This is a genomic window from Pontibacter sp. LHS2, from assembly GCF_058932845.1.
This window is the reverse complement of record NZ_JBZYWG010000001.1, coordinates 1872997-1898968: the sequence shown is the minus strand read 5'-3', so window position 1 is coordinate 1898968 and position 25972 is coordinate 1872997. Positions and strand designations below refer to the sequence as shown.

Genomic DNA, 25972 nt, shown 5'->3' with positions numbered 1-25972 from the left:
GGAAGAAAGGTGTCTAAAGTTCAGGGATTATCCTACTCGTATGTACCTGGCATCAGGCATGCGCCAACACTTGCCTGTCAGGTTTAGACTCATAAGTCTGGGAAGTGTTAGAATACCCTTTTAATACAGATTTCCACCTACCTGTTTCAGCAAAATGCTTAATTACCCTATTTTTCTTCTGGAGCAGGGCGGTAATGTATTTTTGCAGAAACAACTTATCTAACTTAATTCCTAATGCGCCGAAAGGAGATGTATAGTTAAAGACATCCACCATGATGGAGCCTTCAGCCGTTTCCTCAAAATAGCGTTCGTGCTTGAATTTTATAAAGGAACGCTTTTCCATCTCTTCGGCGAAATAGCGGGGCTGATCAAAAACCGTGATCCGGCTGCTTATGTTAAGCCAAAGGAAAAAATGCTTCGCTCTCCAGGTAACTGTTTCATTGTAGCCTATCAGACCAATTGTAACACCGGCAATGGCTTGCTGGCCGGAATGGCGAGTCGAGATAGCGTGCAGATCTATACTTCTGGATAAGTCGAAGCAAATGGATATGGGGGCATCGATAACCGTTTCTAATGTGATAGTGGGCATAAGGTATAACGTGTATAATGTATACTGCTTCGTAAAATCTCCTTTACCTTATCTGGTCTCTGCAGACAGAGGATAACGATTGCAAGCGTAAACTGAAATTAGGCAACCCGATAGGTTCATCCAGTTTTTGGCAAGGTACTCTAATGGAGTGAAGATGATTAGAATATGTAAATATAACTATTCATTTATAATGATTGCTATAGTTTTCACTGTTTGTGCTTTATGTCTTGTGCTAATTGAAGAAGAAACTTCTCTTCTATCAAAAAAGATGATAGGGGTGACAGGCCGGATATTGTCAGATGTAGTACTTGTCAACTCCTTTTAGCAGCTCTTTCCTTATCAGAAACCTCGTGTTGCTGCCATAACTCTTCTTAGAAAATTATGATGCTGTGCATAAAGTTGCGTTTGTCGGAAACAGATAATTGTAATGTTTTTACCATTATGAGCAATGCTGATTTATGCATAAATAAAGATTCCCAAATGATTGCTTTGCAACGATGGATATAGTTTCTGAGTAATATACATAATCCGGTATGGTTACATTGCATTCCTCAGAAACGCTACATGCAAGACATCTACACGTACGCTCGCCGAATAGCACTGGCGGCCTTTATCTTCTTTCTGGTGGCGGCGGCCTTTTACCTGATCATTAAACTCACGCATTTTCTTCTGTTGGTGTTTGCAGGCATCCTCCTGGCAGTACTTTTTACGAGCCTCACAGAATGGCTGTGCAGCAAGACAGGCTTAGGCAGAGGGGTAAGCCTGACCATCGTGACTGTGGTGCTTTTTGGCATGCTCGTCGGGCTGGGCTTTATCGTGGCGCCAACTGTGGGGGAGCAGGTCGATGAAATGGGCGACTCTATCCCACAGGCGTGGGAAGATCTGAAAGAAAGGCTGCGGGAAACCAACTGGGGACGGCAAGTACTGCATGAGGTGGAAGACGGAACAGGCAAGATGATACCGGAGTCCAAAGCGATTTTCTCGCGTGTCACCAACATGTTCACATCCACTCTAAGCATTCTGACTGATTTACTTATCGTCTTGATTACTGGCCTGTTTCTGGCGGCAAACCCGCTGCTCTACACCAAAGGGTTCGTAAAACTTTTTCCGGTTATAAGGCGCAACAGAGTATACGAGGTACTCAGTCTATGCTACGATACCTTGCGCCAGTGGCTATGGGGCATGTTTCTGGCTATGTGTCTGATTGGTGTGAGCATATGGATCGGTTTTACAATCATCGGGCTTAAGCTGGCAATTTTGATGGCGCTGCTGGCTTTTTTCTTTGCTTTTATACCTAACATCGGGCCTATCATAGCGGGTGTTCCGGCCATTTTGCTGGGCCTGCTGGTCAGTCCGCAGATGGCACTACAGGTGTTCCTGGTGTATAGCGTCATCCAGGGTATAGAGGGCTATGTACTGACACCGCTGATCTTTCAGAAAACGGTAGCGCTTCCTCCAGCACTGCTGCTTTTCTTTCAGGTGTTGCTGGGCATTGTGCAGGGTGGGCTCGGCCTTTTTCTGGCAGCGCCATTGCTGGCTGTTGTCATGGTGATCGTGCAGGAAATATACATCAAGGATGTGCTGGAGAAGTCTGGATCTGCTGCCCAAACCGATGTTGCAGGAAGCTGAGGGACTTATACAGCAGCCTCCTGAGCAGGATTACGAGACAGGCTGAAGCTAAATTTTGGAGGGTAGGCACCGTACTTATACCATTTGTTTTGTAGCTTTGGAAGGTTCAACTCTCACAAATCTATTCGTCAAGCTGTGCTGCAAGTAGTCAACGTTCACAAAAAATACGGTTCACTGGAAGTTCTCAAAGGTATAGACCTCACAATCCATGCCGGAGAAGTTGTTTCTATAGTGGGTGCCTCAGGTGCCGGCAAAAGTACGCTGCTGCATATTTTGGGTACGCTCGATTCGGCTGACACCGGCGATGTGCTTTTTGATGACAAAAATATCTCCCGCCTCAACGCGGCTGACCTGGCCCGTTTCCGTAACCGGCACATTGGCTTTATATTTCAGTTCCACAATTTGCTGCCTGAGTTTACAGCCCTCGAGAACGCCTGCCTGCCTGGTTTCCTGGCGGGCCGCCCTGAACTGGAAGTGACTGAGCGTGCCGCCGAGTTGCTGAGCATGTTGAACCTGAGCCACCGCATGCACCACAAGCCGTCTGAGATGTCGGGTGGTGAACAGCAGCGCACAGCCGTGGCACGCGCCCTGATCAACTCCCCGCGCATCATCTTTGCCGACGAACCCAGCGGTAACCTGGACTCTAAAAATGCACAAGAGCTGCACGAGATCTTCTTCAAACTGCGCGACGAGTTCAACCAGACCTTTGTGATCGTGACCCACAACGAGCAATTGGCTACCATGGCCGACCGTACTCTGATCATGAAAGACGGCTTGATCGTGCAGGAAGTAAAAGCCTAGACTATACCTGCACAAGCTATACCTATACCTGTTCTGCTCGTACTGTATCCTGCCAATCCCTGGTGGGCTGTTTCCCTGTATTTTCCATCTAAGTCTGAAGGTGCACTTCTTGTCCTTATCTCAATTGTAATTTTCACGTACTATATATCCCCCCTTTGCTTTTTCGTGCTAAAAAAGAGGTAAATGGGAGGGCGAATATATCTTTCTGAAATTATTTTATAAATGACTGATTATCAGGAATTTAAAATGAATATTTTTTGTGTTTTTTTGCACCATTTCAGGAGGAGCTATGTTTGATATATGTACTAAAACATGAAAACTAACGAAGATATGAGTCAAGTGAATAAAGAGACAAAAGTGGAGAGGAAGCCGAAGGTGGAAAGCTATGATATAGCTAAATCTGATGAGACGCTTCACTTAGCTGTTGACCTGGCTAAGTTTATAAAAGAGAACAGGTTATATCAAAATATACAAGGTAAAGAGTACGTGAACGTGGAAGGCTGGCAATATGCTGGTTCTCGTCTGGGTATCTTGCCAGTGGTGGAGCATGTGGTGAACATCAGCACCGATGATGAGATCAAATACCAGGCGAAGGTAAATCTACTGGACCTGCGTAGTCAGCAGGTAGTGGGTGCCGGCTTTGCGATCTGCTCCAACAAAGAGCAGGGCAAGAAGTACTACCAGGAATTTGCGATCGCTTCCATGGCGCAGACACGTGCGATAGGTAAAGCATATCGTAACATTCTGGCTTGGATTATCAGAGCGGCTGGTTACGAGCCAACTCCGGTAGAGGAGATGGACTACGCAGGCAACGAATCGTCTGCCAAGCCAGCTGTGCCAACTGAGAAGAAAGCAACGATGAAGGCTGCCCCTGCAACTCCCGTGGCTGAGAAAGCTGAAGTTGACGAGCAGGTAGCTGGTGTGCGTTACGCCTCAGCTAAGCAGAAAGAGGAGATTATCCGCCTGCTGAACAACCCGGTGATCACACGCCAGGAAAAAACGAAGATGTTGCTTAACATCAATCGTTTTGACGAAGAGCGTGCTGCACAGGCGATCGAGAAGCTGAAAAAAGTGATCGAAGACCGTGAAGATGGTCAGTCTGCTGCCGCATAATCTAAAACATACTACACTCAAAAGCCCGCCTCAATAGAGGCGGGCTTTTTTTATACCTGTCGGCTATACCTGTCGGCTATACCTGTCGGCTATACCTGTCGGCTATACCTGTCGGCTATACCTGTCGGCTATACCTGTCGGCTATACCTGTCGGCTATACCTGTCGGCTATACCTGTCGGCGTAATTTTCCTGGTCCTGCCTCAAGCCTGGCAGCTAGTTTAACTGATATACCTTATCTTCGCCTTTGTAAAGCACGCATCCTTGCAAGACATCCACCACATACTTAAAACCTACTGGGGCTACGACCAATTCAGGCCTTTGCAGGAAGATATTATCCGCTCGGTGCTGGATGGGCAGGACACGCTGGCCCTGCTGCCAACGGGTGGTGGTAAGTCAATCTGCTTTCAGGTGCCGGCCATGGCCATGGAGGGGATTTGCCTAGTAATCACGCCACTGATCGCGCTGATGAAGGACCAGGTGGAGCAACTCAAGAAGCGCGGTATACCTGCCGTAGCCATCTTCTCAGGTATGAACCGTCGCGAGATCGACATCGCCATGGACAACTGCGTGTATGGCAACGTCAAGTTCTTATACCTGTCGCCGGAGCGTTTGCAAACCGAGTTGTTTCAGGAGCGGGTGAAGCGCATGAAAGTGAGCCTGCTGGCTGTAGACGAGGCGCACTGTATTTTCCAATGGGGTTACGACTTCCGCCCGCCATACCTCGAGCTGGCCGCCCTGCGCGAAACACTGCCTGCTATACCTGTGCTGGCCCTCACAGCCACCGCTACCGAGCAGGTGCGTATCGACATCCAGGAGAAACTCGCTTTCAAAAAGCAAAACGTGTTTGTCAAGAGCTTTGCAAGGGCCAACCTGTCTTACTCCTGCCTTTACACCGAAGATAAAGTGGGCCGCCTGCTCGAAATTCTCAATCGCATGCCCGGGCAGGCCATTGTGTACGTGCGCAGTCGCCGGCAGACGGTTGAGATAGCCCGTTTCCTGCAGAGCAGACGCATTGGTGCGGCAGCCTATCATGCGGGACTTAAGTTTGAAGAGCGCAACAAGGTACAACAGGCCTGGATCGATGATCAGGTACGTGTGATGGTCGCAACGAATGCTTTCGGGATGGGCATCGACAAACCAGATGTGCGGTTGGTGGTGCACCTTGATCTGCCGGAGAGTCTGGAAGCCTACTACCAGGAAGCAGGGCGTGCCGGGCGGGATGAAAAGTATGCCTATGCCACGCTTCTTTACGGGCCCAGCGATACCAAAGACCTTTTGCAGAAAGTGAAGGAGGCACATCCGCCGTTGGAGTTGATCCGGCGGGTATACCAGTGTCTGGCCAATTATTACCAGATTGCGGTGGGTAGTGGCTTCATGGGTAGCTTCGATTTTGATCTGGCGGCATTTTCCAAGAATTATAAACTGTCTGCGCTTGAAACACACCACGCCATCAAGCGACTGGAAGGGGAGGGTTATGTGCAACTCAACGAAGCCTATTACAGTCCGTCGCGGCTATACCTGCTGCTCGACAATATGGCGCTTTATGAGTTTCAGGTAAAGAATGCCGAGCATGATGCCTTGCTGCGTATGATCTTGCGCATATATGGAGGTGAGGCCTTTACGGGTTTTGTGAAAATATCGGAGCGCAAACTGGCTGAGCAACTGAAGAAGCCGGAGCAGGAGGTGCGTCGCAAACTTGAGTACCTGCACAAACTGAAAGTACTGATCTATGAGCCCCAACACGATGCACCACAATTAGTCTTTACGGCGCCTCGCCTGGATGCAGCCAACTTGCCGCTCAACCACAAAAAACTGGAAGCATTGCGAGACCGTGCCATGAAGCAAGCCAGAGAAATGGCCCACTATGTGGAAACCACGGACCGCTGCCGCACACAGTTGCTGCTGGAGTATTTTGCCGAAGTCAGTGACAAGAGCTGCCGCATCTGTGACTACTGTCTGGCGCAGCGCAAAAAGGAACGGGAGGGGCAGGAGCAGCAGGCTTTGCGACAGAGATTGCTCCAGACTGTGCAGTCTAAACAAATGCTGCCAAAAGAGCTCGTGCAACAGTTCGAAGCCAGGCATGCCGAAACAGTAACAGAGCTGTTGCATGAACTGGTAGACACCGGTATTGTAAAGTATGCTGAGAGCGGTAAGCTATACCTGGCGCCGCAATAAGTATAACCCAGCTAGGGATTTGCGTATAGAAAAACTCCTCTTTACCATAAGTCGCAAGATCATGAACGTACTCTTCTTCAGCTCCAAGGTATACGACAGCACTTTTTTCAACGCAGCCAACGAAGCCCATCAGCATAAACTCAGCTACCTGGAAGTGCCGCTCAACAAAAGCACCGCTGTACTGGCAAAAGGCTACGAAGCTGTCTGTATTTTTGTGAACGACACAGCCAATGCGGAAGTGCTGCAACTGCTCGCTGATCAGGGTGTCAAACTGATTGCTTTGCGCTGTGCCGGGTTCAACAACGTGAACCTCGAAGCGGCCGCTGCCCTCGGCATGAAAGTAGTCCGGGTGCCGGCGTACTCACCCTATTCGGTGGCTGAACATACCCTGGCGCTTATCCTGACGCTCAACCGCAAAACGCACCGCGCCTACAACCGCGTAAAGGAAGGCAACTTTGCACTAAACGGACTGATGGGTTTTGACCTGCACGGTAAAACCGTGGGCCTGATCGGACTCGGGAAGATCGGACTTGTGACAGCAAAAATTCTGAAAGGCTTTGGCTGCCGTGTCCTGGGCTATGACATCGAGCAGAAAGACGAGTTTGACGAAGTGGGAGTCGAGTTTACAGACCTGCCTTTACTGTACGCTAACTCCGATATCATTTCGCTGCACTGCCCCCTTACACCGCAAACGCACCACCTGATCAACAGAGACACCATCTCCCAAATGAAACCGGGCGTGATGCTCATCAACACCAGCCGGGGAGCCCTCGTGGATACCAAGGCCGTGATTGCCGGTCTCAAGAGTGGGCGCATCAAGTACCTAGGTATAGATGTGTACGAAGAGGAAGCGGACCTTTTCTTCGAAGACCTGTCAGACCGCGTGATACAGGACGACGTGTTCATGCGCTTGCTCTCGTTCAACAATGTGCTGATCACAGGGCACCAGGCCTTTTTCACAAGCAACGCACTGGAAAGCATAGCCTCCGTTACCCTGCAAAACATAGCGGACTTTGAGCAGGGGCGGCAACTGGAAAACGAAGTAAAGGCCTAGGCTATACCTATACCTTCATTTTGGACCGCTCCCATGCCTTATTTGCTCTCCTTGCTGCCCATTCTGCTATTGGTTGTGCTCTCACTTACCCGGGGTGTAAAGGTAGCGGTGCTTGTTGGGGTAGCCGTCACGACTGTACTCTTCTTTTACTGGGGCGCTACGGCAGCATATTTCATGGCGGCGATGGGAGCCTCCCTGCTGACCACGATCAATATTCTGATGATCGTGCTGGGCGCTACTTTTCTCTATAACATCATGTCAGAAAACGGGCTGATCAGCCAGATCACCCATTCCCTTGATCAGCTGCATCCCTCCAAAGAAATCAGGTTTTTCCTGCTGGCCATTGGGCTCACGGCTTTCTTTGAAGGAGTGGCAGGCTTCGGTACGCCTGGCGCCATTGTGCCGCTCATACTCGTTGCTCTGGGTTTCGAGGCCGTACTGTCAGTGGCGGTGGTACTGCTCTTCGATGGGTTGTTTGCCATATTCGGGGCGGTTGGCACGCCCTTACTCACCGGCTTGCAAATACCCCTGGGCCTGGCTGATGCCGATGTGCATTCCATTGCCTGGATGGCGGCAGGTATGAATGTACTCGTTGGGCTGCTCGTTCTGTGGTTGGTGTTCCGGATGGTAGCTCGAAGCCATGGCGACTTGCAGCATCGCCGGCAGGTGCTGCTGCTATACCTCCTCATTGCCATACCTTTTCTCTTACTGGCCTGGCTGGCTGCTGAGTTGGCGACTGTGCTGGCGGCCCTGACGATGCTGGGGCTATCAGTGCTATACCTGCGGCAGAAGGATGTGAAGATCGACCTGAAGCCCTGGCTGCCTTATGCGTTACTTGCTGTCATGCTGCTTTTGCCAAAGCTTTCCCCGGTACTGCGAAGCTGGCTAGGTTGGGAACTGGCATTCGAGGATATGTTCGGCACAGGTATACGGGCCGCCATCAGGCCTCTTGCGTCGCCTTTGCTGCCCTTTGCAGCGGTGGGACTGGGGGTAGCCCTGCTCTACAGAAGCAAGTCGCTCTACCTGGCAGCGCCACTTAAAAAGATGATAGCCGTGTTTGCTGTGCTTTTTCCCTCCATCGCGATTGCCCAACTGATGATTTACTCCGGTGTGACGCAGCCCTCCATGGTCCGGTATATCTCTGAAATGCTAAGCGGACTGGGACCTGTGTATGTAGTATTTGCCCCTTTTGTAGGTATCATGGGCGCGTTTATCACGGGCAGTACCACTATCTCCAATGTCGTGTTTGGGGCTTCACAACTGGAGACAGCCACCGTCCTGGGGCTCAACCCCAATGTGATGCTGGCACTGCAGTTGAGCGGCGCCGGCTTGGGTAATGCCATCTGTCTGTTCAACATCATCGCTGCTGCCTCTGTGGCGAATATCCAGAACTATAAGGCCATTCTGGCTGCCAACATCCTGCCAACTTTGCTGGCGGGCGCTTTGGTAGGTTTGCTCACCTGGGGTATTTTGATGATATTCTGATACAACTTCCTGTTACTCGTTCTGCTACACCCTCTGTTAGCTAAAATATTCTAACCCTACATCAAGGCTAAGGCACGTTTCACCCAAAAACAGGTATGGACTTTAATTAAAGCGGTTAAAAATGTTACTTTTTTCGGTGGTATCTTGTTAATTAGAATAGAATAACCCTGCAATCATAAGAGTGCATGACGCACTACCAACACGAAGTTTTTTGCAGGTGATCATCCTTCACAAGTACGGGCGGAACAGACGCTGGAGGGTATGTAGGGAAATTTAACAGAATATTTGTGCCCAGAAATAATATATTGACCTTTGATACGATTGCTGCCTTTGAAAGAAAAATAAACCACGATACACGGCCCTATGATCCGGGCCTTCAGCTCCTGCCAGGACGCATGGAGGAGAGGCACCAAAATGTAGACCCAAAGCTGGGGATTCCAGCTTTGAGGAGAAATTTTAATTTGATCTACCTGCTACTCGACGGCCTGCATGATATCCGGCTTGATGATAAGCACCGCTGGTTGATGCCACATGACCTGGTGATCGTTCCGGCCAATGTGCTGTATGCCTCTACCAACATCAAAGATTGCAAGGGCTACTGCATCGAATTTAAGACGGAGTTCTTAGAACCTGTTTTGCAGGGAGCACTGGCAGAGCAATTCCCATTTTTCGATCTGGAAGGGGAGCATGTCATCAGTCTTACCCCGAATGAAAGCAACTTGGTGCAGCGCTCGTTTGATAACATCATTGAGGTATACACCGGCCATTCGCGGGAAAAGAACCAACTGCTCCGCGACTACATCCATATACTGCTATTGCTCATCCGGGATTGTTACAAAGCCAGGTATACCATTTACATCAAAGAAAAAGCTACCCGCGCCGTGCAATTGACAAGTGCCTACCAACACCTGGTAGATGAGCACTTCCGAGAAATGCACGAGGTACAGCAGTATGCCAGCTTACTCAATATCACCCCCAAACACCTGGCTGATGTCGTGAAAAGCACCACAGGTAAACCCCCTCACGAAATGATCCACAACCGCTTGCTGCAGGAAGCCCGTGCACTGCTTGGCAGTACAGAGATGAGCATGGCCGAGATCGCCTACACACTTCATTTTGAGGACCAATCCCATTTCAGCCACTTCATAAAACGCAAAACAGGACAGACGCCATTAGAAATTCGGAAGAGCTTCTGATTTGCACAAATTATTCCGAAATTTATACAATACATCTTGCCTTAAGTGTTTTAATTTTAGGTTGTTATCTTCACACAAAACACTACTGCTATGAAAGAGAATACAATGAAACGTAGAAGAGGTCGACCAGAAAGGGTGGAAGATTTTGCACACCACGTACTGGAAGACCTAAGTGCTGCCGAGCGAGTGAGAATGTCATTCCTGGGTAGCCAACTGGGGCTTTACAAAGCCATGGTCAACGCCGGACCTATGACAGTAGGTCAGATATCCCGAAACACTGGAGCCAGTATAAAATTAGTCAAGCACTGGGTAGACAGCCTGGCTGCAGACGGCTACCTGCAACACGAACCTGAGACCGATACCTTCTGTCTCCCGGAAGCGCATGCCATCGCCCTGACCGACCCAACAAGCCCGCATTATATCGGCAACCGCTTCATGAAAGAAAATGGCAACCAACAGGGCAAAGCCAAAGATATGATGTTACCGACCTTAAACCATTATGCCAGTGGCGTCAATCTACTGCCTGCAGATGTGTCGGGCAGGTTCTTCAGTGAAGAGTACCTGGCCAGCCTGTTGCATAACTGGATACCGGCAGTTGAGGGACTTTCTGAGAAACTAGAGGCGGGAATACTGGTAGCAGACTTGGGTTGCGGACGTCACGGCGCCTCTACTTTAGTAATGGCACAGGTTTTCACACAGTCTACCTTCCTCGGTTTTGACAGGTATACCTCGTCGGTAGAACGCGCCAACTTGCTTGCTAAGGAGAAACGCATCCGCAATGTCCATTTCGAACTCGCTACTGAAGAGCAGGTATACAGCTACCAATATGATCTTGTGACACTTATCGAAACCTTGCATTGTATGGGTGATAGTATGCAGGACCTGTTGTCAGAATGCCGTCAGGTGCTGAAATCAGATGGTGTGCTGGTGGTAGCTGAAGCAAAAGACAGCAGCCTTGTCAGCGAAGAGCACTACCAGCGCCTGCGCTCCTCCAGAGCTACACCCGTAGTGGCAGAGCATGTTTACCGTGTAGAGCGTGGCATTGATGGGCACGAGCACGAACTGCAGCGAGCAGCAACGGCAGCCGGGTTTAAGGTTTTCCGCAAAGTTGCCGAAACCTGGTACGACAAGGTATACGAAATGCGACCCTAGAGAAAGGCTGGGCTAGAGCTTCACTTCCACGGTTTCCTGCCGCTTATCGTGGTTCAGTGCCTGGTCATAGTGAAACACGGTTTCGTAACCGTTAATGGACACGACCTTGGTGATATCCAGCATGAGTTTATCCTGTTCTTTGTGAACCTCCTGCAGTTGTTTTGTCAGCTGCAGGGGGGCACCCTTAAGAGGCAGTTCCTGAAATGGCATCCATCCAAAAGTCGTATCAAGCACGATCACCTCTTTAGGTAGAGCGGAATTGATGCGACGCAGCTTCAAGGTTAGATTCATTTTAGAATCCTCCCAGCGTGCTTCGCTGTAGTCTGTTTCCGTAAAAATTTTGAAGGCCACTTCTTTGGTATACACAGGTGACTCCGGGATAGGCAATGTTTCTTCTTTTTCTTTATCGCAGCCGCTTGTAAGCAGCAACAAAAGCACCAGAAGTGGCGCAAGAGGGCGTAGTTGTAGAACCATGGGATGTGTATGTAGAAGCTGTTCTGAAAAACAACATACTGTGTTGTCTATATAGGCTTACGCAGGCGCTATACTTCCGTTTACCCTTGCCTCTTAGTTTTTTTTCGGGTTTCCGGATTTCCGGAGAGGCAGTACCATGTGCTGTGTTGATGGCGTGAAGCCCAGCGATTCCCAGAAGCGAATGCCTGCCGGATTGTGTACCGATACCTGCAATTCAAGGTGGTCAACCCCTTGGTCGCTCAACCATTTGCGGGCAGCTTCGAACAGCTCCTTTCCTATCCCTTTGCCACGAAATTCTTCCCGCACCACCGTCTCGCCGATGTATCCTTTACTGGAAAGCTTAAAACCTGTAGAGCCAGGCCGGAGACTAGCCACCAACATACCTGCCCAGGTATCCTCCACCTGATACACAAACACTCGCGTGCTTCTGTCCTTGATGCGATGGAGAAGATCCGTTTTCAGGGCCTGCTCACTGCCTGACTTATACCTGAAGATTTCGTGATGGGACTGATGCTGGTCGAGCAACAGGCACCAAAGCTCGTAGAGTTCATCAATATCATCTGGCTGAGCTTCAAAGATCATAGCAGTGATGTTAGAATAGCGTGGTCAGGTCGCTGAAGCGCTCCAGGCGGTGCTCGTACTCACCTACCTCACGGTAGCCGTAGCCGGCATGTATAAACGGAACCCCTGCTTTCCGGGCAGCATCCAGATCACCAGGCGTGTCGCCGACATACACCGGGGCTTCCAGGTTGTTACGCTCTACAATGGCTTTCAGATTGATGTCCTTGGAGTCGCCCGTGCGTCCGGAGCACTCAAAGTCGCCGAAGTATTTACCTAAATCATGTCGCTCAAGGAAAGCCTCAATATAGCCGTCCTGGCAATTGCTCACGATAAAGAGACGGTACTTGTCATGGAGATAGCGCAATGTATCTTCAAGTCCTTCATACAGCTCGCCCCCGTACTCTCGTATTTTTGCCATTTCCTCTTTGCCGCTCACCTCCATCAGTTCCTGTCGCTGTGCCTGGTCTAGGTGTGGAAACAGCATATCAAAGATCAGGTTGTGCTGCGTGCCGGCAATGGACCGGATCTTATCGGGTGTGATCTCCTGTATTTCAAAGTCGACTTTTTCACGGGCGGCTCTCCAGGCTTTGGCTACGGTTTCGGCAGCATCCCACAGGGTGCCGTCTAAGTCGAATATGATACTGTCTATTTGGTTGGTCATCTACTAGGTATAGGTAATGCAGGTATAGAATTATTGATTGTAGGGCGGAATAAAGGTCACTTCTACGATCAGTCCGTCTTTTACGCGGTAAACGGCAATAGCGTCGGTGCGTGGCTCGCCTTTTTTGCGCTGCACCTTTTCCTGGTCGATGACTACATCACCGGCTACAATACGGTTCACGATCTCGCAGTGCAGGTCCGGGGTGTTGGCAAACATGGCGCCGTAGCGCTTGTGCAGTTCGTCGCGTCCCTGGTAGGTGAGCACGCCCGGCTGACGGTATACCTTCACCGTATCGCTGAAAGCGCTGGCAAACAGGTCGATGTCACGGCTATTGTAACCTTTCAGCTGTAACTCTACTGGTTTCACAACGGCAGGCGTTTCAGATTTGCTTTGGTGCATGGCAGTGCAGCTGCTAAATAAAAGGATGAGGAGTGGTAGCAGGTATTTGATCATGCACAAAATTAGGCATTTTTGTGGGGATATACCTTGCGCAAGCATGTTGCGTATAAGCGGAGCTATGATAGAAGAACTCATCATTCGCGCACTGTGCGACACGATACCTGACAAGCCGGTGAATGGCTTATTTTTATTCGGCCAGACCGAAGATAACCAGCAGGCAGCATTTGAAACGGCTCATCAGTTTTTGGAGAACGGCCGCACCGATAAAGTGCTCTGCCTTGGCACGAAAGCTATGAGTGGCTACCCCGGATTTGAGGTATGGAAAAAGGAGATGATGAAACTAGGTATTGAAGAAGAGCAGCTTATACCTGTTCCACCCGTACCTGCTGACACAGAGATGCTCCATACCCTGATCGAAGCGACTTCGGCGGTGCGCTATGCCAAAGAACAGGGCTATAAAAGCCTGGCGGTAACGGCGGCCCCTTTCCAACAGCCCCGTGCTTTAATGACGGCCATCACCGCCGCTTTGCGGGAGTATCCGGAGCTATACCTGTACAGTCTGCCGGGCAAGGCGATGCCCTGGCAAGAAGAGGTTGTGCATTCGCAAGGCAAGCTCGAAGACACCCGTGCGGGACTCATATCCGGTGAGATGGAGCGCATCCAATGCTACCATGAGCAAGACGATCTTATCTCTGTGAAAGAGGCGCTCGAGTACCTGAATAGAAGAGACAGGAAGAAGTTAGAAAGTTAATCTGTCTCTACCTCCAATTTCAGTATAAGGAACAATTTTTCTAATCTGTCATCTCGACAATAGGAGAGATCTGAATTAACTCAAAGCCTGAGTAATGTTTCAGATTTCTCCCAAAGGTCGAAATGACAGGAAATTTTAAACTCCCTCCACCGCGATCATGCGTGTGCTGGATGCACTCTGGCGCAGGGCTTTGGCTGGGGCGTACTCTTCAGAAGACCACCAGGCTTTGGCTTGCTCCATCGTCGGGAATTCGATTACTACGATGCGACTTGGGTTCCAGTCGCCTTCCATGTTTTGGGGAGCGCCGCCACGCACGATGAACTTGCCATCGAAAGGCTCCAGAGAGCCCGGTGTTAGTTTTTTATAATCTTCATAAGCGGCAGAGTTGTTCACCTCCACATCTACAATAATATAAGCTGGCATAAATCTTAGGTATAGGTTATAATACTAGGATGGCTGCATATTAGGGATAATCTGCGGATGGTGCAAACCAAAAATCGGGCTGGCGGATAAATCAATTTTAACTTGAAAAATTGAAATTGATAGACTTTTTAGCTCCTGATTTCGTACATCGCTCCTATACAAGCCCTTCATCTTATGACACAGACCAAAAACCTCGAAGTATGGCTGCGCGGTCCGCTGCCTGATGTGCCTGCCTTGCTGCAGCCAGTCGCCCATGCCCTGTTGCAGGCCCGCGAAGAAGTCGGAAGCTTCATGCAGGACTTTCCGGACGAACTCCTCTGGGAGCGACCTGCCGGTGTAGCCTCGGTAGGTTACCACCTGCAGCACCTCACCGGTATACTGGAGCGCCTGTTTGCCTATGCCCGTGGCGAACAATTAAGTGAACACCAGCTGGCCTATTTGTACGCAGAGGGCAAGCCGGTAGGAGAGGACAGGCAATCCGAAACACTGGTGCAGAAGTTCAACGAGCAGGTAGACAAGGCCATGGACCAGTTGCGGCAGACAGATGAAAATGGCCTAACAGAAGGCAGAAGGGTGGGGCGGGCGCAAGTAGAGTCTACAGTGATGGGCTTACTCTTTCATGCCGCCGAACACAGCATGCGCCATGTGGGGCAGTTGCTGGTAACGGCCCGGGTGCTGCGCGAACGGGAAATGACAAACGGAAATATGGTGGATTAGCGCGAGCTAGTATACACTAAAATATAAAGTCCTTTTGAGATTGATCTACCATGATCTGTTTCAGAAGGACTTTTTTGTATGTGTATAGGAATACTTTTTTTGGATATTTATGTAATCTATACTTTACATTATGTAATCTTTTATTTACGTTTGATAAAAAACAAAAGCTCATATGAAAACACAGTTGCTTCCATATTATTTCAAAAAGATTGGCTTAGCCATATTTATAGCCATGTCTATACCTGCGTTTTGTGCAGGCGTTTCAGATGGATGGACAGACGGGAAGTATACCTTGTTATCAGAAGAGGCAATTCGCGTATTAGACATTATTGGTATTGTAGGGATAGTACTCTATGCCTTCTCCAAAGATAAGGTATACGACGAGTTGCTGCACCGTCTCAAGCTCGAGTCACTTAAATTGACCTTTCTGATTTCCTTAGCGGTCATCTTGTTCATCTACATTTTCTTTCCCAGTCTCCATATTCATGCGTCTTACCTGATCAACCTGCAGATTATCGGCTTTATCGGCATTTACTATTACATGAAGTCTAACATCATTACTGCCACAGGGCCGGAGTACAACGCATGAACAACAGCATAAAGGTAGAGCGTGCCAGGAACAACATGTCACAGACAGAGCTAGCCGATCTACTGGGAGTCACAAGGCAGACGATTTATGCCATCGAGAATAAGAAGTTTGTACCCTCAACGGTGCTGGCTTTGAAGATGGCCGCTATTTTTAGAGTAAAAGTGGAGGAGCTGTTTCAGCTGGAGAAAGGAGATTAAGAAGTCAGACGAAACTGATATTCTCATGTGCGACCGTCAGGTATACCTTTTCGCCTTTAGGGGCAGGTATAACCGGGGTTCTGACTATAACGCTGAGGCCTGGTAATTCTACCTGCACGTCATAAAACCCACCATAGAACGTAATTTTTTGCACAGTGCCTGCTACCGCATCAGCTCCTTCGCTCACAAACCGAAAGTGCTCCGGGCGAACGATCATGTCACGGCCCCGAGCGTCTATACTTAGTTTAGCTTCAAATCCCGAAGACAAGACAGCAGGTATGTGGTTGTAGCTACCGAAAAGGCCTGCCGTGTACGTGTCGACTGGGTGGCGGTAAATCTCTTCGGGCGTACCTTGCTGTATAATGCGACCTCCATTGATCACAATAATCTGATCTGCCCAGGAAAGGGTGTCATGCGGGTCGTGGGAGATGAGGATGCAGGTGATGGCGAGTCGCTCCGTGATATCATGGATAACCTCCTGCAGCAATAATTTGTGTCCCTTGTCAAGATTGGAATAGGGCTCGTCGAGTAGCAGCAGGCTGGGCCAGGTACTGAGCAGACGGGCCAAAGCGATGCGCTGCCGCTCACCACCCGAAAGCTGGTTGGTTTTGCGCTTTGCCAGGTGACTGATGCGGCATACTTCGTACAGCGTTTCGGCTTCGTCACCCTGTAGCATGTTCGCATATCGGAGTACCTGCTCTACCCTCAAGAACTGTGGCAAATCGTAGTGCTGCGACAGGTAGGCAATCCCTTCGTGGCCTGGCACCAGCTTGTCGTGGGGTCCGATCACCCGATTGCCTTCAAAGGTGATGGTTCCGGCGCTAGGCTGTACAAGCCCGGCGATGGTTTGCAGCAAGGTGCTCTTGCCAGAACCCGTTTCGCCGGCTATGGCGATCTTCTGATACTCCTGCTGCGTGAAGCTGATGTTCTCTAAAACGATACTCCCTTCTTCCTGCACACTGATTCCGGATACTTCTAAAAAACTCATATGATCTGAAGGGATATTTTCTGAAAGCATCGTGTATATGTCGTGGAACTGCAGTGTAAGTAGTATCTGACCGCTCCTGAATGTTTTTTCAACTATACCTCAGGTATAGCATTAAACTCTAATTAGCCGTTCCTTTTTTCTCGCTGAACTTTACTGGCGGTTTTCTGTGCTTAGTGCCCTGTTCGTAGGAATAGGTATAGCGGATCAAAGTAGGCTCATCAAACATGCGCCCCAGGAATTGCAGACCGGCGGGCAGGTTGTCATAGGTATAGCCCATTGGTACAGTAAAAGCTGGCTGACCAGTATGCGGAGCTATGACCTGGCTGTTGTCGCCTTTGTAACCCTCAAAGTCGCCTACACGCGCAGGCGGATTATTCCAGGTTGGAAAGATGATGGCACCCAGCTCGTGTTGGTCCATGGCCCGCTCTATAGCTTCTCTAAAAGCAATCCGTTTCGGATCATTAAAAGGATCGGAGCAGGTATGGTTCACTTTATTCTGATCGTCCTGATTCTTGAGAAAGTGTCGCAGGTTGGCTTCGATATAGGGCGAGAATTTACCTGATGCCACGATCTCCTGCAGATTTTTTACCGGTACCTGCTCTCCTTGTGCAGCCAGGAAGGCATTGATATCTTCCTGAAACACATCACACCACTGGTCCTGACGCAGGCTGTCAAAGCCGGCAATTTCAATCGGGTCTACAATAACGGCGCCGAGTCTTTTCAGGTCAGCGATCGCCTGCTCAAAAAGTGCCTTCACCTGTGGATCTGTGTCTTTATCGCTTAGTGCGCGAAGTACACCAATGCGTGCGCCTCGCAGCCCGTCCTTATCCAGAAATTGGGTATAGTTTTGCGGTACTTTGCCTTTACTATACCTGGTGATCGGGTCGTTCGAATCATAACCGGCAATCACTTCAAGGATTCGGGTAGCATCCTCTACGGTACGCGCCATGGGGCCGCCCACATCGTTGCGCAGGTATAGGGGCACAATGCCATGTCGGCTGGTCAGACCGAGGGTTGAACGGAAGCCAACCAGAGCATTGTGCGAAGAAGGTCCCCGGATGGAGTTGCCGGTGTCTGTACCCAGACCTACAGTGCCCATGTTGGCAGCCACTGCGGCAGCTGTTCCGCCACTTGAGCCGGCCGGCACATGCTCCAGGTTGTATGGATTCAAGGTTTCGCCCGCAATAGAGCTGATCGACACCATCGGGCTAAAAGCCCACTCCGCCATATTGGACTTAGCGAGCACGATAGCACCCGCCTCTTTCAGCACCCGTACCTGGTAGGCATCTTCCTCAGGTATAAAACCCTTCATGGCCAGCGAACCCGCTGCTGTCTGTAAACCGGTAGTGTTGTAGTTATCTTTTACAATGAGTGGAACACAGTGTAGGCGCCTAAGTTTCTTTGTCCGCTGGTACTCTCTGTCCATGTCCCGCGCAGTAGCCAGTGCCTCCTCGTTGGTCACCACAATGGCATTGAGCTTAGTGGGCTGATCGTACTTTTCGATGCGCTGCAGGTATGTGGTTACCAGTTGCTCACAGTTGCAAGTGCCTTCTTGCAGGGCCTGGTGTATTTGGGCAATGGTAGTTTCCTCTACTTCAAAGGGGGCAACTGAGGCAGTGCTTTGACCAGCCTTTGGGCCACAATGCGTAAGCAGCAGGCAGAGCGACAGGAAGAGAACAACTGACGAGAGCTTGTGCATGTTGTAGACTACATTTCCTCTTCGTAAAACTCGATCAACGCTCCGAAATAAGCTTCGTTCCAGCCTTCCACAATGTCATCGTAATCTTCGTCAGGTATGTTGAGGTGGCGCAGTTCAGCAGAGGTGCCATGTTTGTGCGGGTGCAGCTTGATGGTTACAATCGACTTGTCAGTCTGTTCGCCGAAGTACCATTCCTGCATCAGCATTTTGCCTTCCTCAAACTCCAGGTTTTTGCCCACAATGTTGCCCTCAAAAAGCGAGAACTCCGAACCGGGCTCGGTCGACATCTCTGCCGGATCACCTGTCCAAAGCTGGATCGTGTTAGGGTTGGTCAAGGCTGTGTATACCTCCTCAGGGGCAGCAGGTATGATATAATATTTTTTGTAGTCTTTCATGTCGATCGCTTTTAAAAAATGGCTTAGCTGAAGGTGCGGATGTAGAGGTCTTCTACTTTTTGCCGCGCCCAGGGTGTTTTGCGCAAGAACTTCAGGCTGGAGTTGATGCTTGGGTTAACGTTGAAACTGTTGATGTTGATCTTATAACCCAATTCCTCCCAGCCATAATAATCTACGAGCTGCACCAGGATGCGCTCCAGCGTTTTGCCATGCAGGGGGTTGTTTTTCTGTTCTTCCATACGCAGGTGTTAGGGTTTGCAAGTTCCGCACATTATCGGGAATACGCAATTTTATTAACAGTGTGCTGCTATACCTGTACGCTGCCTATATTCCAAGCTCAATCTGCACACCGGCTGTCCAGTGGTAGTCGTTGTTCACGGGCAGGAAAGGATTGAACGAGTGATAGCCGAGGTTTGCCTGCAGCTTGAGACGGTGCGCACGCAGGTATTTGGTCACACCGGCTAAGTAGGCTTCTTCAGTATTTTCAACAGAGCGCATCTCAGCATTAGGTTTTATGCGGGAGTAGCGGCCGGCCAGTTCTACATTGTTCGGAAAGATATAGCTTAATTGATAATTCTGACCGCGGCCAGTTAAGATGTAGCGTTGCTCACCCGCAGCATTGAAGGTAAAAGGATTGTCTGCTTCGCGGGCCATATATTCGGCATACAGTGCCATACCTCTGTACTTGAGCAAGCCATCAAATATGTAGGTCTGCATGTCACTTTGCTCATACAGGTCGCGGCCAATCTGGCCTCCGGTACGGCGGGCCTGTTCATTATGGCTCATGCCACCAGCCAGGGATAATTTCGGGGTAGGCTCGCGTTCCAGGTCACCCTCGAAGTAATCGCCCCCATTGGTGAACCTGCCGAAGGGGAGGAGCTCCACACGACCCGTATAGGCCAACCCATTATCAGTGGAGAACACGTTGCGGCCCTCACCACCTGTGAGTGCCCCCTTCAGCATATAATGAAAACCGCCGAAGTTGTTACTGTACACTGCCTGAAAACCAAAATCACGGTCAACATTAAAGGCCACGTTAACGATAGAGCGGTCTATGAACTGCTGATCACCGGAAGAGATCACACGCTGTCGGTTGCCCGGTAGCTTGGTCTGTCCGAAAGCAAATTGCCAGTTGTCGTTTGGCCGGTAGTACACCACGGCATCACGCACCACATTGGGGCTGGTGTTGATGTTGGATTGGTCGCGCATGCTCCAGTCCATGTCACCGCGTGAGAAAGAGAGTTGAATGTTGTACGTCAGTTTCGGGGAATACATAAAACCCTCGAAACGCAGGCGCAGGCGACGCACCCGCATTTCATACTCCGACACTCCGAAGTCGTCACTTGCAATGGAATTATACATTGCCCGGCTCTGCATACGGAAGCGCATGTTGATCGAGAAGGAGCTGTCCGGAGTCACAATGCCAACACCGCGTTTGAAATTGAAGAGCGGTAGATTACCTTCCGGGGTTTGTGCCACCATCGCGGCGGGATATGCCAGCAGGAGTGCCAGCAAGAAGGAGGTAAAGATTTTCATGTTTTTAGTCCCTGGCTCTTAAAATGATGCCAGCAGGTTCCCAGAGCGTAAGAAACGAGCTGTATTTCATCATGTAATTGCAAGCAGGCAGTGCTGGGGTGAGAGAAACAGTTACTACCTGTAATTGACTGAAATCCCCTGCCGCTGGGTAGCAACAGGGGATTTCAGTCAGGTATAGCATGACACGCTATAGCACGAACTCTGATTGCTCGTGCTATTTACTCAATGATTCTGTAGATATTTTGAAGTTTACCACTAGTAGTCGTCACGCTCGATGGCCGCAACACCTGGCAGGGTCTTGCCTTCCATGTACTCGAGCAGCGCACCGCCACCGGTTGACACGTAAGATACACGGTCGGCGTAGCCCAACTGGTTAACAGCGGCAGCCGAGTCACCACCCCCGATCAGTGAGTAAGCACCACGACGGGTTGCATCAACCACCGCTTCAGCAACGGCTTCGGTTCCTACCGAGAAGTTCGACATCTCGAACACACCCATCGGACCATTCCATAGAATCGTTTTAGAGTTACGGATCACGTCGGCGTACATTTCGCGGGCGTTTGGTCCAATGTCGAGGCCCATCCACATCGGTTTGATATGGTGGCTGAGGGAGGTATCCACGTTGGCATCGTTGCTGAACTCGTCGGCAATGATGGAGTCCACTGGGATCATCAGATTCACACCTTTTTCTCTGGCCATGGCAATCAGGCGGGATGCCAGTTCTACTTTATCTTCTTCCACCAGCGAGGATCCGATCTGGCCGCCGTCTGCCTTCACGAAGGTATAGCTCATGCCCCCACCGATCAGCAGGTTGTCCACACGGTCCATCAGCTTTTCGATGATCAGGATCTTGTCAGATATCTTGGCACCACCCATAATGGCAGTATAAGGACGCTCGGCGTTGTCCATTACACGGCGTGCATTGTCCAACTCGGCATGCATCACGTAGCCCATTACTTTGTCGTTCGGGAAGTAGCGTGCAATGACGGCAGTAGAAGCGTGTTCGCGGTGTGCTGTACCAAAAGCATCGTTCACATACACATCGCCTATATTGGCCAGCTCTCTTGCAAATTCCGGATCACCTTTCTCTTCGGCTTTGTGGAAGCGGAGGTTTTCGAGTAGCAGGATCTCTCCTGGCTGCAGGTCTTGCGCCAGTTGCGCAGCCTCAGGGCCAATGCAGTCAGTAGCAAACTTGACAGTGGTGTTGAATTCCTGTGAAAGACGGTCCACGAGATGGCGCAGCGAGTATTTCTCTTCCGGTCCGGCCTTCGGACGGCCCAGGTGCGACATTAGGATGACAGCGCCACCATCGTTTAATATTTTCTGGATAGTCGGCACGGCCGCACGGATACGGGTGTCGTCGGTAATGCGGTAGTCAGCATCGAGGGGAACATTAAAGTCCACCCGGACCAGCGCCTTCTTGCCGGCAAAATTATACGCGTCTACAGTTCTCATGATTTGTCTTTTTCGTTAGTCTTACTCGTTTTTCGTTTTTACGGAGTTTTTGTTTCCGGTAAGCGTAAATGGGTGTACAAATATAGGGAAAAGGGTATTTGTCTGAATCAGGATTTTCAGGATTTTAAGATTGACAGGATTATCGCAGTTACCGGGTATACCCAATCCCCAAAAAAGGGGAGGGTGCTGTGCAAGATTAAACCCACCCCCTGCCCTTCAAAGAGGGGCCTTACCTAAATGGGGACTTTTCATTCTAAGAGAACTTGTTCCAGAATCCTTGTCATTCTGTTAAGAAACTTGGTCATATAGGTGATAGGCCGATGCTACAGGCGGCGGTAGGGGCTCTCTTGACCAAGATCCCTACGGGATGACAAAAAAGCAAAGTGAAACGGGCCTATGCTCAGAGGGGAATTTTAGCTTTTCCAGTTTATAAGTATTGGGACTTAAATTGGTGATACAGATACCGGGTCCAACCACCCCTAACCCCTCCTTTTCTAAGGCGGGGAATCTGTTTTGCCATCTCTCAGGTATAGAGTTGTATAGCCGCAGCGTCTCCGTGCACGATTTACATCCCCCTGCCCCCTTCTTTGTCGAGGGCCCCTACCCCCAAGGGGGACTTTTCTGTAGCTGCTAATTCATAGGTGTAAGCACTGTTGCTACCATCAAGAACCCTGGCAGGTATAGCAAGACTAACTTGCACGCTGGCTATGAAACAAATCACTTATGCCCAGTGCATCTTTTGACGCTCCACTGTTTGAGCGTTCAGCGAGTTTGGAGCGTCTTGATTTTTTTGCCTTCTTTTTTTATCAAGAAAAAAAGAAGGTGCCCGCCGCACAGGCGAAGCTATAAAACAAGGTAGGTTGCTATACCTGTAAAAGCTATAGCTACAAAGTAAGGCAAGCGCTACGGCATACACTGGGCAAGTGGCCCCACCAAGTAGACACGAGCGTGGACGCTCGCGCCATGAACTATATAGAGCCCCCGCAGGCAAAGCGAAGAACCCCATCCCCTGGTTAAACATTGAATTTACACACCCTCATCTCCGTTATCACAATAGGCAGCATCATAAATCCTGATTTTACTATGTAATTCCAAAAGCATCCTGTATCTTTTGCCCCTTAAAATACTGCCCGTATTTGTTACCTTTGCATACCATGAGAGTAGGAATAATATTTGGCGGACCGTCCCGTGAGCGTGAGATCTCTTTCGCAGGCGGCCGCACCGTGTACGATAACTTAGATAAAGCCCTTTTTGAAGCCGTTCCAGTGTTTGCCGACAGCCTTGGCAACTTCATTTTGCTGGACTGGCAGTACATCTACAAAGGCACCATCCGCGACTTCTATCCGCCAGTAGAGGCCCTGCCTGAAAGTGAGCACGGACTGCAGATCTACCTGGAGTCGCTAGGCAAGCTGAGCATCGAGGAGCAGGATCGCATTATCGCGAAAGCTGGTAAGCGCCTGTTGCCACACGAGTTTAAAAATCATTTTGATTTCGCCTTCCTGGCGCTGCACGGACCTTATGGCGAGGATGGCAGTATTCAGGGTTTGCTCGAATGGTATCATATTCCTTACTCTGGCTCTGGCATTTTGCCATCGGCGATAGGTATAGACAAGGCCGCTCAGAAGGAAATGCTCAAGCAGCATGGCTTCCCAACCCCGGATTACCGCAAGGTGCAGTACGCTGAGTGGAAAGATGTTAACAACCGTAAGCAGCTGTTCGAGTCGCTGGTAACTGATCTGGGTCTGCCGTTGGTGCTCAAGGCACCGCATCAGGGTTCTTCTATTGGCGTTTCCATTGTCAAGGAGCACAACTACGACCTGTTCGAGCAGGGCATGGACCGTAGTTTCTTTACCAAGAACATTTACAAGGCGCAATGGCAGGCGCTGGGCGAGGAGAAGCAGTTGGGCAGCATGAAGCAACTGGTGGATATCCGCGAGGGCATCGGCATGCCGGTAGTACTCGAAGACGGCACTATTCTATACCACCCGGAAGCGCTGTTGAACCATATCAACCATACCTTCGCCACCACCGATACTGAAACCATCGTGCTGACCAGTGTCGAGCATGAGCAACAGGTGTTGGTAGAGGCATTCATCAACGGCCGTGAGTTTTCTTGCATCGTAGTGCAGGACGAGACTGATGCACCAATTGCCTTGCCGCCGACTGAGATCGTGAAGGGCAGCGAGGTGTTTGATTACCGTTCGAAGTACCTGCCGGGTCTGGCGCGTAAGATCACCCCGATCAATTTGCCAAGCGAGCAGATTCAGGAGATCCGCAAGGCCTGCAGCAAGCTGTTCATCGACCTTGGCTTCAACGTCTACGCTCGTCTCGACGGCTTTATTACCGAGGAAGGCAACATCTTCCTGAACGACCCAAACACGACGTCAGGTATGCTGCCATCTTCGTTCTTCTTCCATCAGGCGGCTGAGATCGGTTTGAACCCTTCGCAGTTCCTGACCTACATCATCCGTACCTCCGTGGCTGAGCGCCTCAAGTCTGGTAAAGACACCGTGACGCTGACTAGGCTGTTGAGCAAGCTTGACAATGCTATCCGCGAGGAGAACGCCCACCGCCACGACAAGATCCGGGTAGGAGTGATCATGGGTGGTTATTCTTCTGAAAGACACATTTCCGTGGAGAGCGGTCGTAACATTTACGAAAAGCTTTCTTCGTCTACCAAATACGAGCCGCTGCCGATTTTCCTGACGGGTAGCAATGAGGAACACCGTCTCTATAGCATTCCGATCAACATCATGTTGAAGGACAATGCCGACGACATCAAAGAGAAGATCCAGCATTTTGAGCACGGCGGCAAGCCGCATCCGGTGCTGCAGGAGATCATCAGCGAAGCCGAAAGCATCACCCGCAAGTACACAGGCAAGAGTTTGGACGAGCCGCAGCGCCTGACCTATAGCCAGTTGCAGAACATGGTGGATGCGGTGTTTATCGCACTACATGGTCGTCCGGGAGAAGACGGTGCCCTGCAGCAGGAGCTCGAGAAGCTGGCTATACCTTACAACGGTTCTGGTATCAACTCTTCGCAGATCACGATCAACAAATACGACACCAACGAGATACTCGCTAAACACGGCGTGCCGGTAGCGCATCACCGCATGGCCTGGAAAGAAGACTGGCTGAAAGACAAAGAAGCTTTCTACCAGAGCCTCGAAACCGAGTTTCGCTATCCTTTCATCGCCAAGCCGGCCGATGATGGCTGTAGCTCGGCTGTGAAAAAGATCAAGAATCGCGCAGAACTGGACGCTTTCACGACCCTGATCTTCCGGGAGATGGAAGAGTTGGATACAGAATGTGCCAGAACTCTATCGCTGGGCTTCAAAGAGGAGTTCCCGAACAAGCAGGGCTTCCTGGTGGAGACGCTCATCAGCAAAAACGGCGCGAAGCACTTCCTGGAGGTCACTGGTGGCTTACTGACCCGGTATAACCCGGATGGTACTGTGGAGTACGAGGTGTTTGAAGCGTCAGAAGCCTTGGCAGAAGGTGAAGTACTGTCGCTGGAAGAGAAGTTTCTGGCAGGAGAGGGGCAGAACATCACCCCGGCCCGCTATGCACAGGACCCGGAGCGCCGCCAGAAGATCTCTGACCAGGTTAAGGAAGATCTGAAACGTGTTGCCCAGATTCTTAACATCGAAGGCTATGCCCGTATCGATGCTTTTGTGCGTGTGCTGGAGAATGACGAGGTGGAGACGATCATCATTGAGGTGAACTCCCTGCCCGGCATGACCCCGGCCACCTGTATCTTCCACCAGACCGCTATCAACGGCTACAAGCCCTACGAGTTCATTGACCGCATTCTGACATTCGGTGTGGAACGAAACAATCGAGCAAAAGAAGCACAAGGGTATAAGTCGAGGAGTTAGAGAGTTTAGGAGTTTGAGATTCAAAGAGATCGTTGAAAATCATCCCCCTGCCCC

At 50.2% G+C, this 25972-nt stretch carries 25 protein-coding genes; 13 read left to right on the top strand and 12 right to left on the bottom strand.

What is annotated here, in order from left to right; translation table 11 throughout:
- Positions 1-52: 52 nt before the first annotated feature.
- On the bottom strand, positions 53-589 hold the full coding sequence (locus AC5FX6_RS08260) for an SRPBCC family protein (protein ID WP_493596556.1): 537 nt from the start codon (positions 587-589) through the stop codon (positions 53-55).
- Positions 590-1153: 564 nt separating this feature from the next.
- On the opposite strand from AC5FX6_RS08260, the gene AC5FX6_RS08255 reads away from it, so the two are divergent.
- The 8 genes from AC5FX6_RS08255 to AC5FX6_RS08220 all read left to right on the top strand — a co-directional run bounded on the left by AC5FX6_RS08255 (position 1154) and on the right by AC5FX6_RS08220 (position 11195).
- Positions 1154-2218, top strand: a complete 1065-nt coding sequence (locus AC5FX6_RS08255; RefSeq protein WP_493596555.1) for an AI-2E family transporter — start codon at positions 1154-1156, stop codon at positions 2216-2218.
- Positions 2219-2353: 135 nt separating this feature from the next.
- Positions 2354-3019, top strand: coding sequence for an ABC transporter ATP-binding protein (locus AC5FX6_RS08250; RefSeq protein WP_493596554.1), 666 nt, complete (start codon positions 2354-2356; stop codon positions 3017-3019).
- Positions 3020-3331: 312 nt separating this feature from the next.
- Entirely contained in the window at positions 3332-4132 is an 801-nt protein-coding gene (locus AC5FX6_RS08245; protein WP_493596553.1) for a hypothetical protein, read from the top strand.
- A gap of 262 nt (positions 4133-4394) precedes the next feature.
- On the top strand, positions 4395-6308 hold the full coding sequence (locus AC5FX6_RS08240; protein WP_493596552.1) for a RecQ family ATP-dependent DNA helicase: 1914 nt from the start codon (positions 4395-4397) through the stop codon (positions 6306-6308).
- A gap of 61 nt (positions 6309-6369) precedes the next feature.
- Entirely contained in the window at positions 6370-7362 is a 993-nt protein-coding gene (locus AC5FX6_RS08235) for a 2-hydroxyacid dehydrogenase (protein ID WP_493596650.1), read from the top strand.
- A 33-nt stretch (positions 7363-7395) separates the two neighbouring features.
- A complete protein-coding gene (locus tag AC5FX6_RS08230; RefSeq protein ID WP_493596551.1) occupies positions 7396-8847 on the top strand; it encodes an L-lactate permease in 1452 nt (483 codons plus the stop codon).
- Positions 8848-9134: 287 nt separating this feature from the next.
- The gene (locus tag AC5FX6_RS08225; protein WP_493596550.1) at positions 9135-10043 is read left to right on the top strand and encodes a helix-turn-helix domain-containing protein; all 909 of its coding nucleotides are present in this window, start codon (positions 9135-9137) and stop codon (positions 10041-10043) included.
- Between the two features lie 90 nt (positions 10044-10133).
- On the top strand, positions 10134-11195 hold the full coding sequence (locus AC5FX6_RS08220) for a class I SAM-dependent methyltransferase (protein ID WP_493596549.1): 1062 nt from the start codon (positions 10134-10136) through the stop codon (positions 11193-11195).
- Positions 11196-11207: 12 nt separating this feature from the next.
- On the opposite strand, the gene AC5FX6_RS08215 is transcribed toward AC5FX6_RS08220, so the two are convergent.
- The 4 genes from AC5FX6_RS08215 to AC5FX6_RS08200 all read right to left on the bottom strand — a co-directional run bounded on the left by AC5FX6_RS08215 (position 11208) and on the right by AC5FX6_RS08200 (position 13290).
- Positions 11208-11669, bottom strand: a complete 462-nt coding sequence (locus AC5FX6_RS08215) for a hypothetical protein (RefSeq protein ID WP_493596548.1) — start codon at positions 11667-11669, stop codon at positions 11208-11210.
- 93 nt (positions 11670-11762) lie between these two features.
- Positions 11763-12251 carry a GNAT family N-acetyltransferase gene (locus AC5FX6_RS08210; RefSeq protein ID WP_493596547.1) on the bottom strand — a complete coding sequence of 163 codons (489 nt, stop codon included), beginning with the start codon at positions 12249-12251 and terminating at the stop codon, positions 11763-11765.
- Between the two features lie 10 nt (positions 12252-12261).
- Entirely contained in the window at positions 12262-12891 is a 630-nt protein-coding gene (locus AC5FX6_RS08205) for an HAD family hydrolase (protein ID WP_493596546.1), read from the bottom strand.
- A gap of 30 nt (positions 12892-12921) precedes the next feature.
- Positions 12922-13290, bottom strand: a complete 369-nt coding sequence (locus AC5FX6_RS08200) for a nuclear transport factor 2 family protein (RefSeq protein WP_493596545.1) — start codon at positions 13288-13290, stop codon at positions 12922-12924.
- 118 nt (positions 13291-13408) lie between these two features.
- On the opposite strand from AC5FX6_RS08200, the gene AC5FX6_RS08195 reads away from it, so the two are divergent.
- Positions 13409-14041 (top strand): YdcF family protein, encoded by a 633-nt coding sequence (locus AC5FX6_RS08195; protein WP_493596544.1) that lies wholly within the window; start codon positions 13409-13411, stop codon positions 14039-14041.
- A gap of 135 nt (positions 14042-14176) precedes the next feature.
- Here AC5FX6_RS08195 and AC5FX6_RS08190 read toward each other — a convergent pair whose 3' ends face one another.
- Positions 14177-14464 carry a DUF1330 domain-containing protein gene (locus AC5FX6_RS08190; protein WP_493596543.1) on the bottom strand — a complete coding sequence of 96 codons (288 nt, stop codon included), beginning with the start codon at positions 14462-14464 and terminating at the stop codon, positions 14177-14179.
- A 174-nt stretch (positions 14465-14638) separates the two neighbouring features.
- Between AC5FX6_RS08190 and AC5FX6_RS08185 the strand changes: the two genes are divergently transcribed.
- From AC5FX6_RS08185 to AC5FX6_RS08175, 3 genes are all read left to right on the top strand, one after another.
- A complete protein-coding gene (locus tag AC5FX6_RS08185; protein WP_493596542.1) occupies positions 14639-15181 on the top strand; it encodes a DinB family protein in 543 nt (180 codons plus the stop codon).
- 172 nt (positions 15182-15353) lie between these two features.
- Positions 15354-15770: a hypothetical protein gene (locus AC5FX6_RS08180; protein WP_493596541.1), complete on the top strand. Its 417-nt coding sequence runs from the start codon at positions 15354-15356 to the stop codon at positions 15768-15770.
- A complete protein-coding gene (locus AC5FX6_RS08175; RefSeq protein ID WP_493596540.1) occupies positions 15767-15967 on the top strand; it encodes a helix-turn-helix transcriptional regulator in 201 nt (66 codons plus the stop codon). The genes AC5FX6_RS08180 and AC5FX6_RS08175 overlap by 4 nt, the downstream gene beginning before the upstream one ends.
- Positions 15968-15971: 4 nt before the next feature.
- On the opposite strand, the gene AC5FX6_RS08170 is transcribed toward AC5FX6_RS08175, so the two are convergent.
- The 6 genes from AC5FX6_RS08170 to AC5FX6_RS08145 all read right to left on the bottom strand — a co-directional run bounded on the left by AC5FX6_RS08170 (position 15972) and on the right by AC5FX6_RS08145 (position 22040).
- Complete coding sequence (locus tag AC5FX6_RS08170) at positions 15972-16955, bottom strand: ABC transporter ATP-binding protein (RefSeq protein WP_493596539.1); 984 nt, start codon at positions 16953-16955, stop codon at positions 15972-15974.
- Between the two features lie 118 nt (positions 16956-17073).
- Positions 17074-18654, bottom strand: a complete 1581-nt coding sequence (locus AC5FX6_RS08165; protein WP_493596538.1) for an amidase — start codon at positions 18652-18654, stop codon at positions 17074-17076.
- A gap of 8 nt (positions 18655-18662) precedes the next feature.
- Positions 18663-19049 (bottom strand): SRPBCC domain-containing protein, encoded by a 387-nt coding sequence (locus AC5FX6_RS08160; RefSeq protein WP_493596537.1) that lies wholly within the window; start codon positions 19047-19049, stop codon positions 18663-18665.
- Between the two features lie 23 nt (positions 19050-19072).
- Entirely contained in the window at positions 19073-19288 is a 216-nt protein-coding gene (locus AC5FX6_RS08155; protein WP_493596536.1) for a VF530 family protein, read from the bottom strand.
- An 85-nt stretch (positions 19289-19373) separates the two neighbouring features.
- Positions 19374-20585, bottom strand: coding sequence for a porin (locus AC5FX6_RS08150; RefSeq protein ID WP_493596535.1), 1212 nt, complete (start codon positions 20583-20585; stop codon positions 19374-19376).
- A 255-nt stretch (positions 20586-20840) separates the two neighbouring features.
- Positions 20841-22040 carry a phosphoglycerate kinase gene (locus tag AC5FX6_RS08145; protein ID WP_493596534.1) on the bottom strand — a complete coding sequence of 400 codons (1200 nt, stop codon included), beginning with the start codon at positions 22038-22040 and terminating at the stop codon, positions 20841-20843.
- 1154 nt (positions 22041-23194) lie between these two features.
- Between AC5FX6_RS08145 and AC5FX6_RS08140 the strand changes: the two genes are divergently transcribed.
- Positions 23195-25918, top strand: coding sequence for a D-alanine--D-alanine ligase family protein (locus AC5FX6_RS08140; RefSeq protein WP_493596533.1), 2724 nt, complete (start codon positions 23195-23197; stop codon positions 25916-25918).
- Positions 25919-25972: the final 54 nt, after the last annotated feature.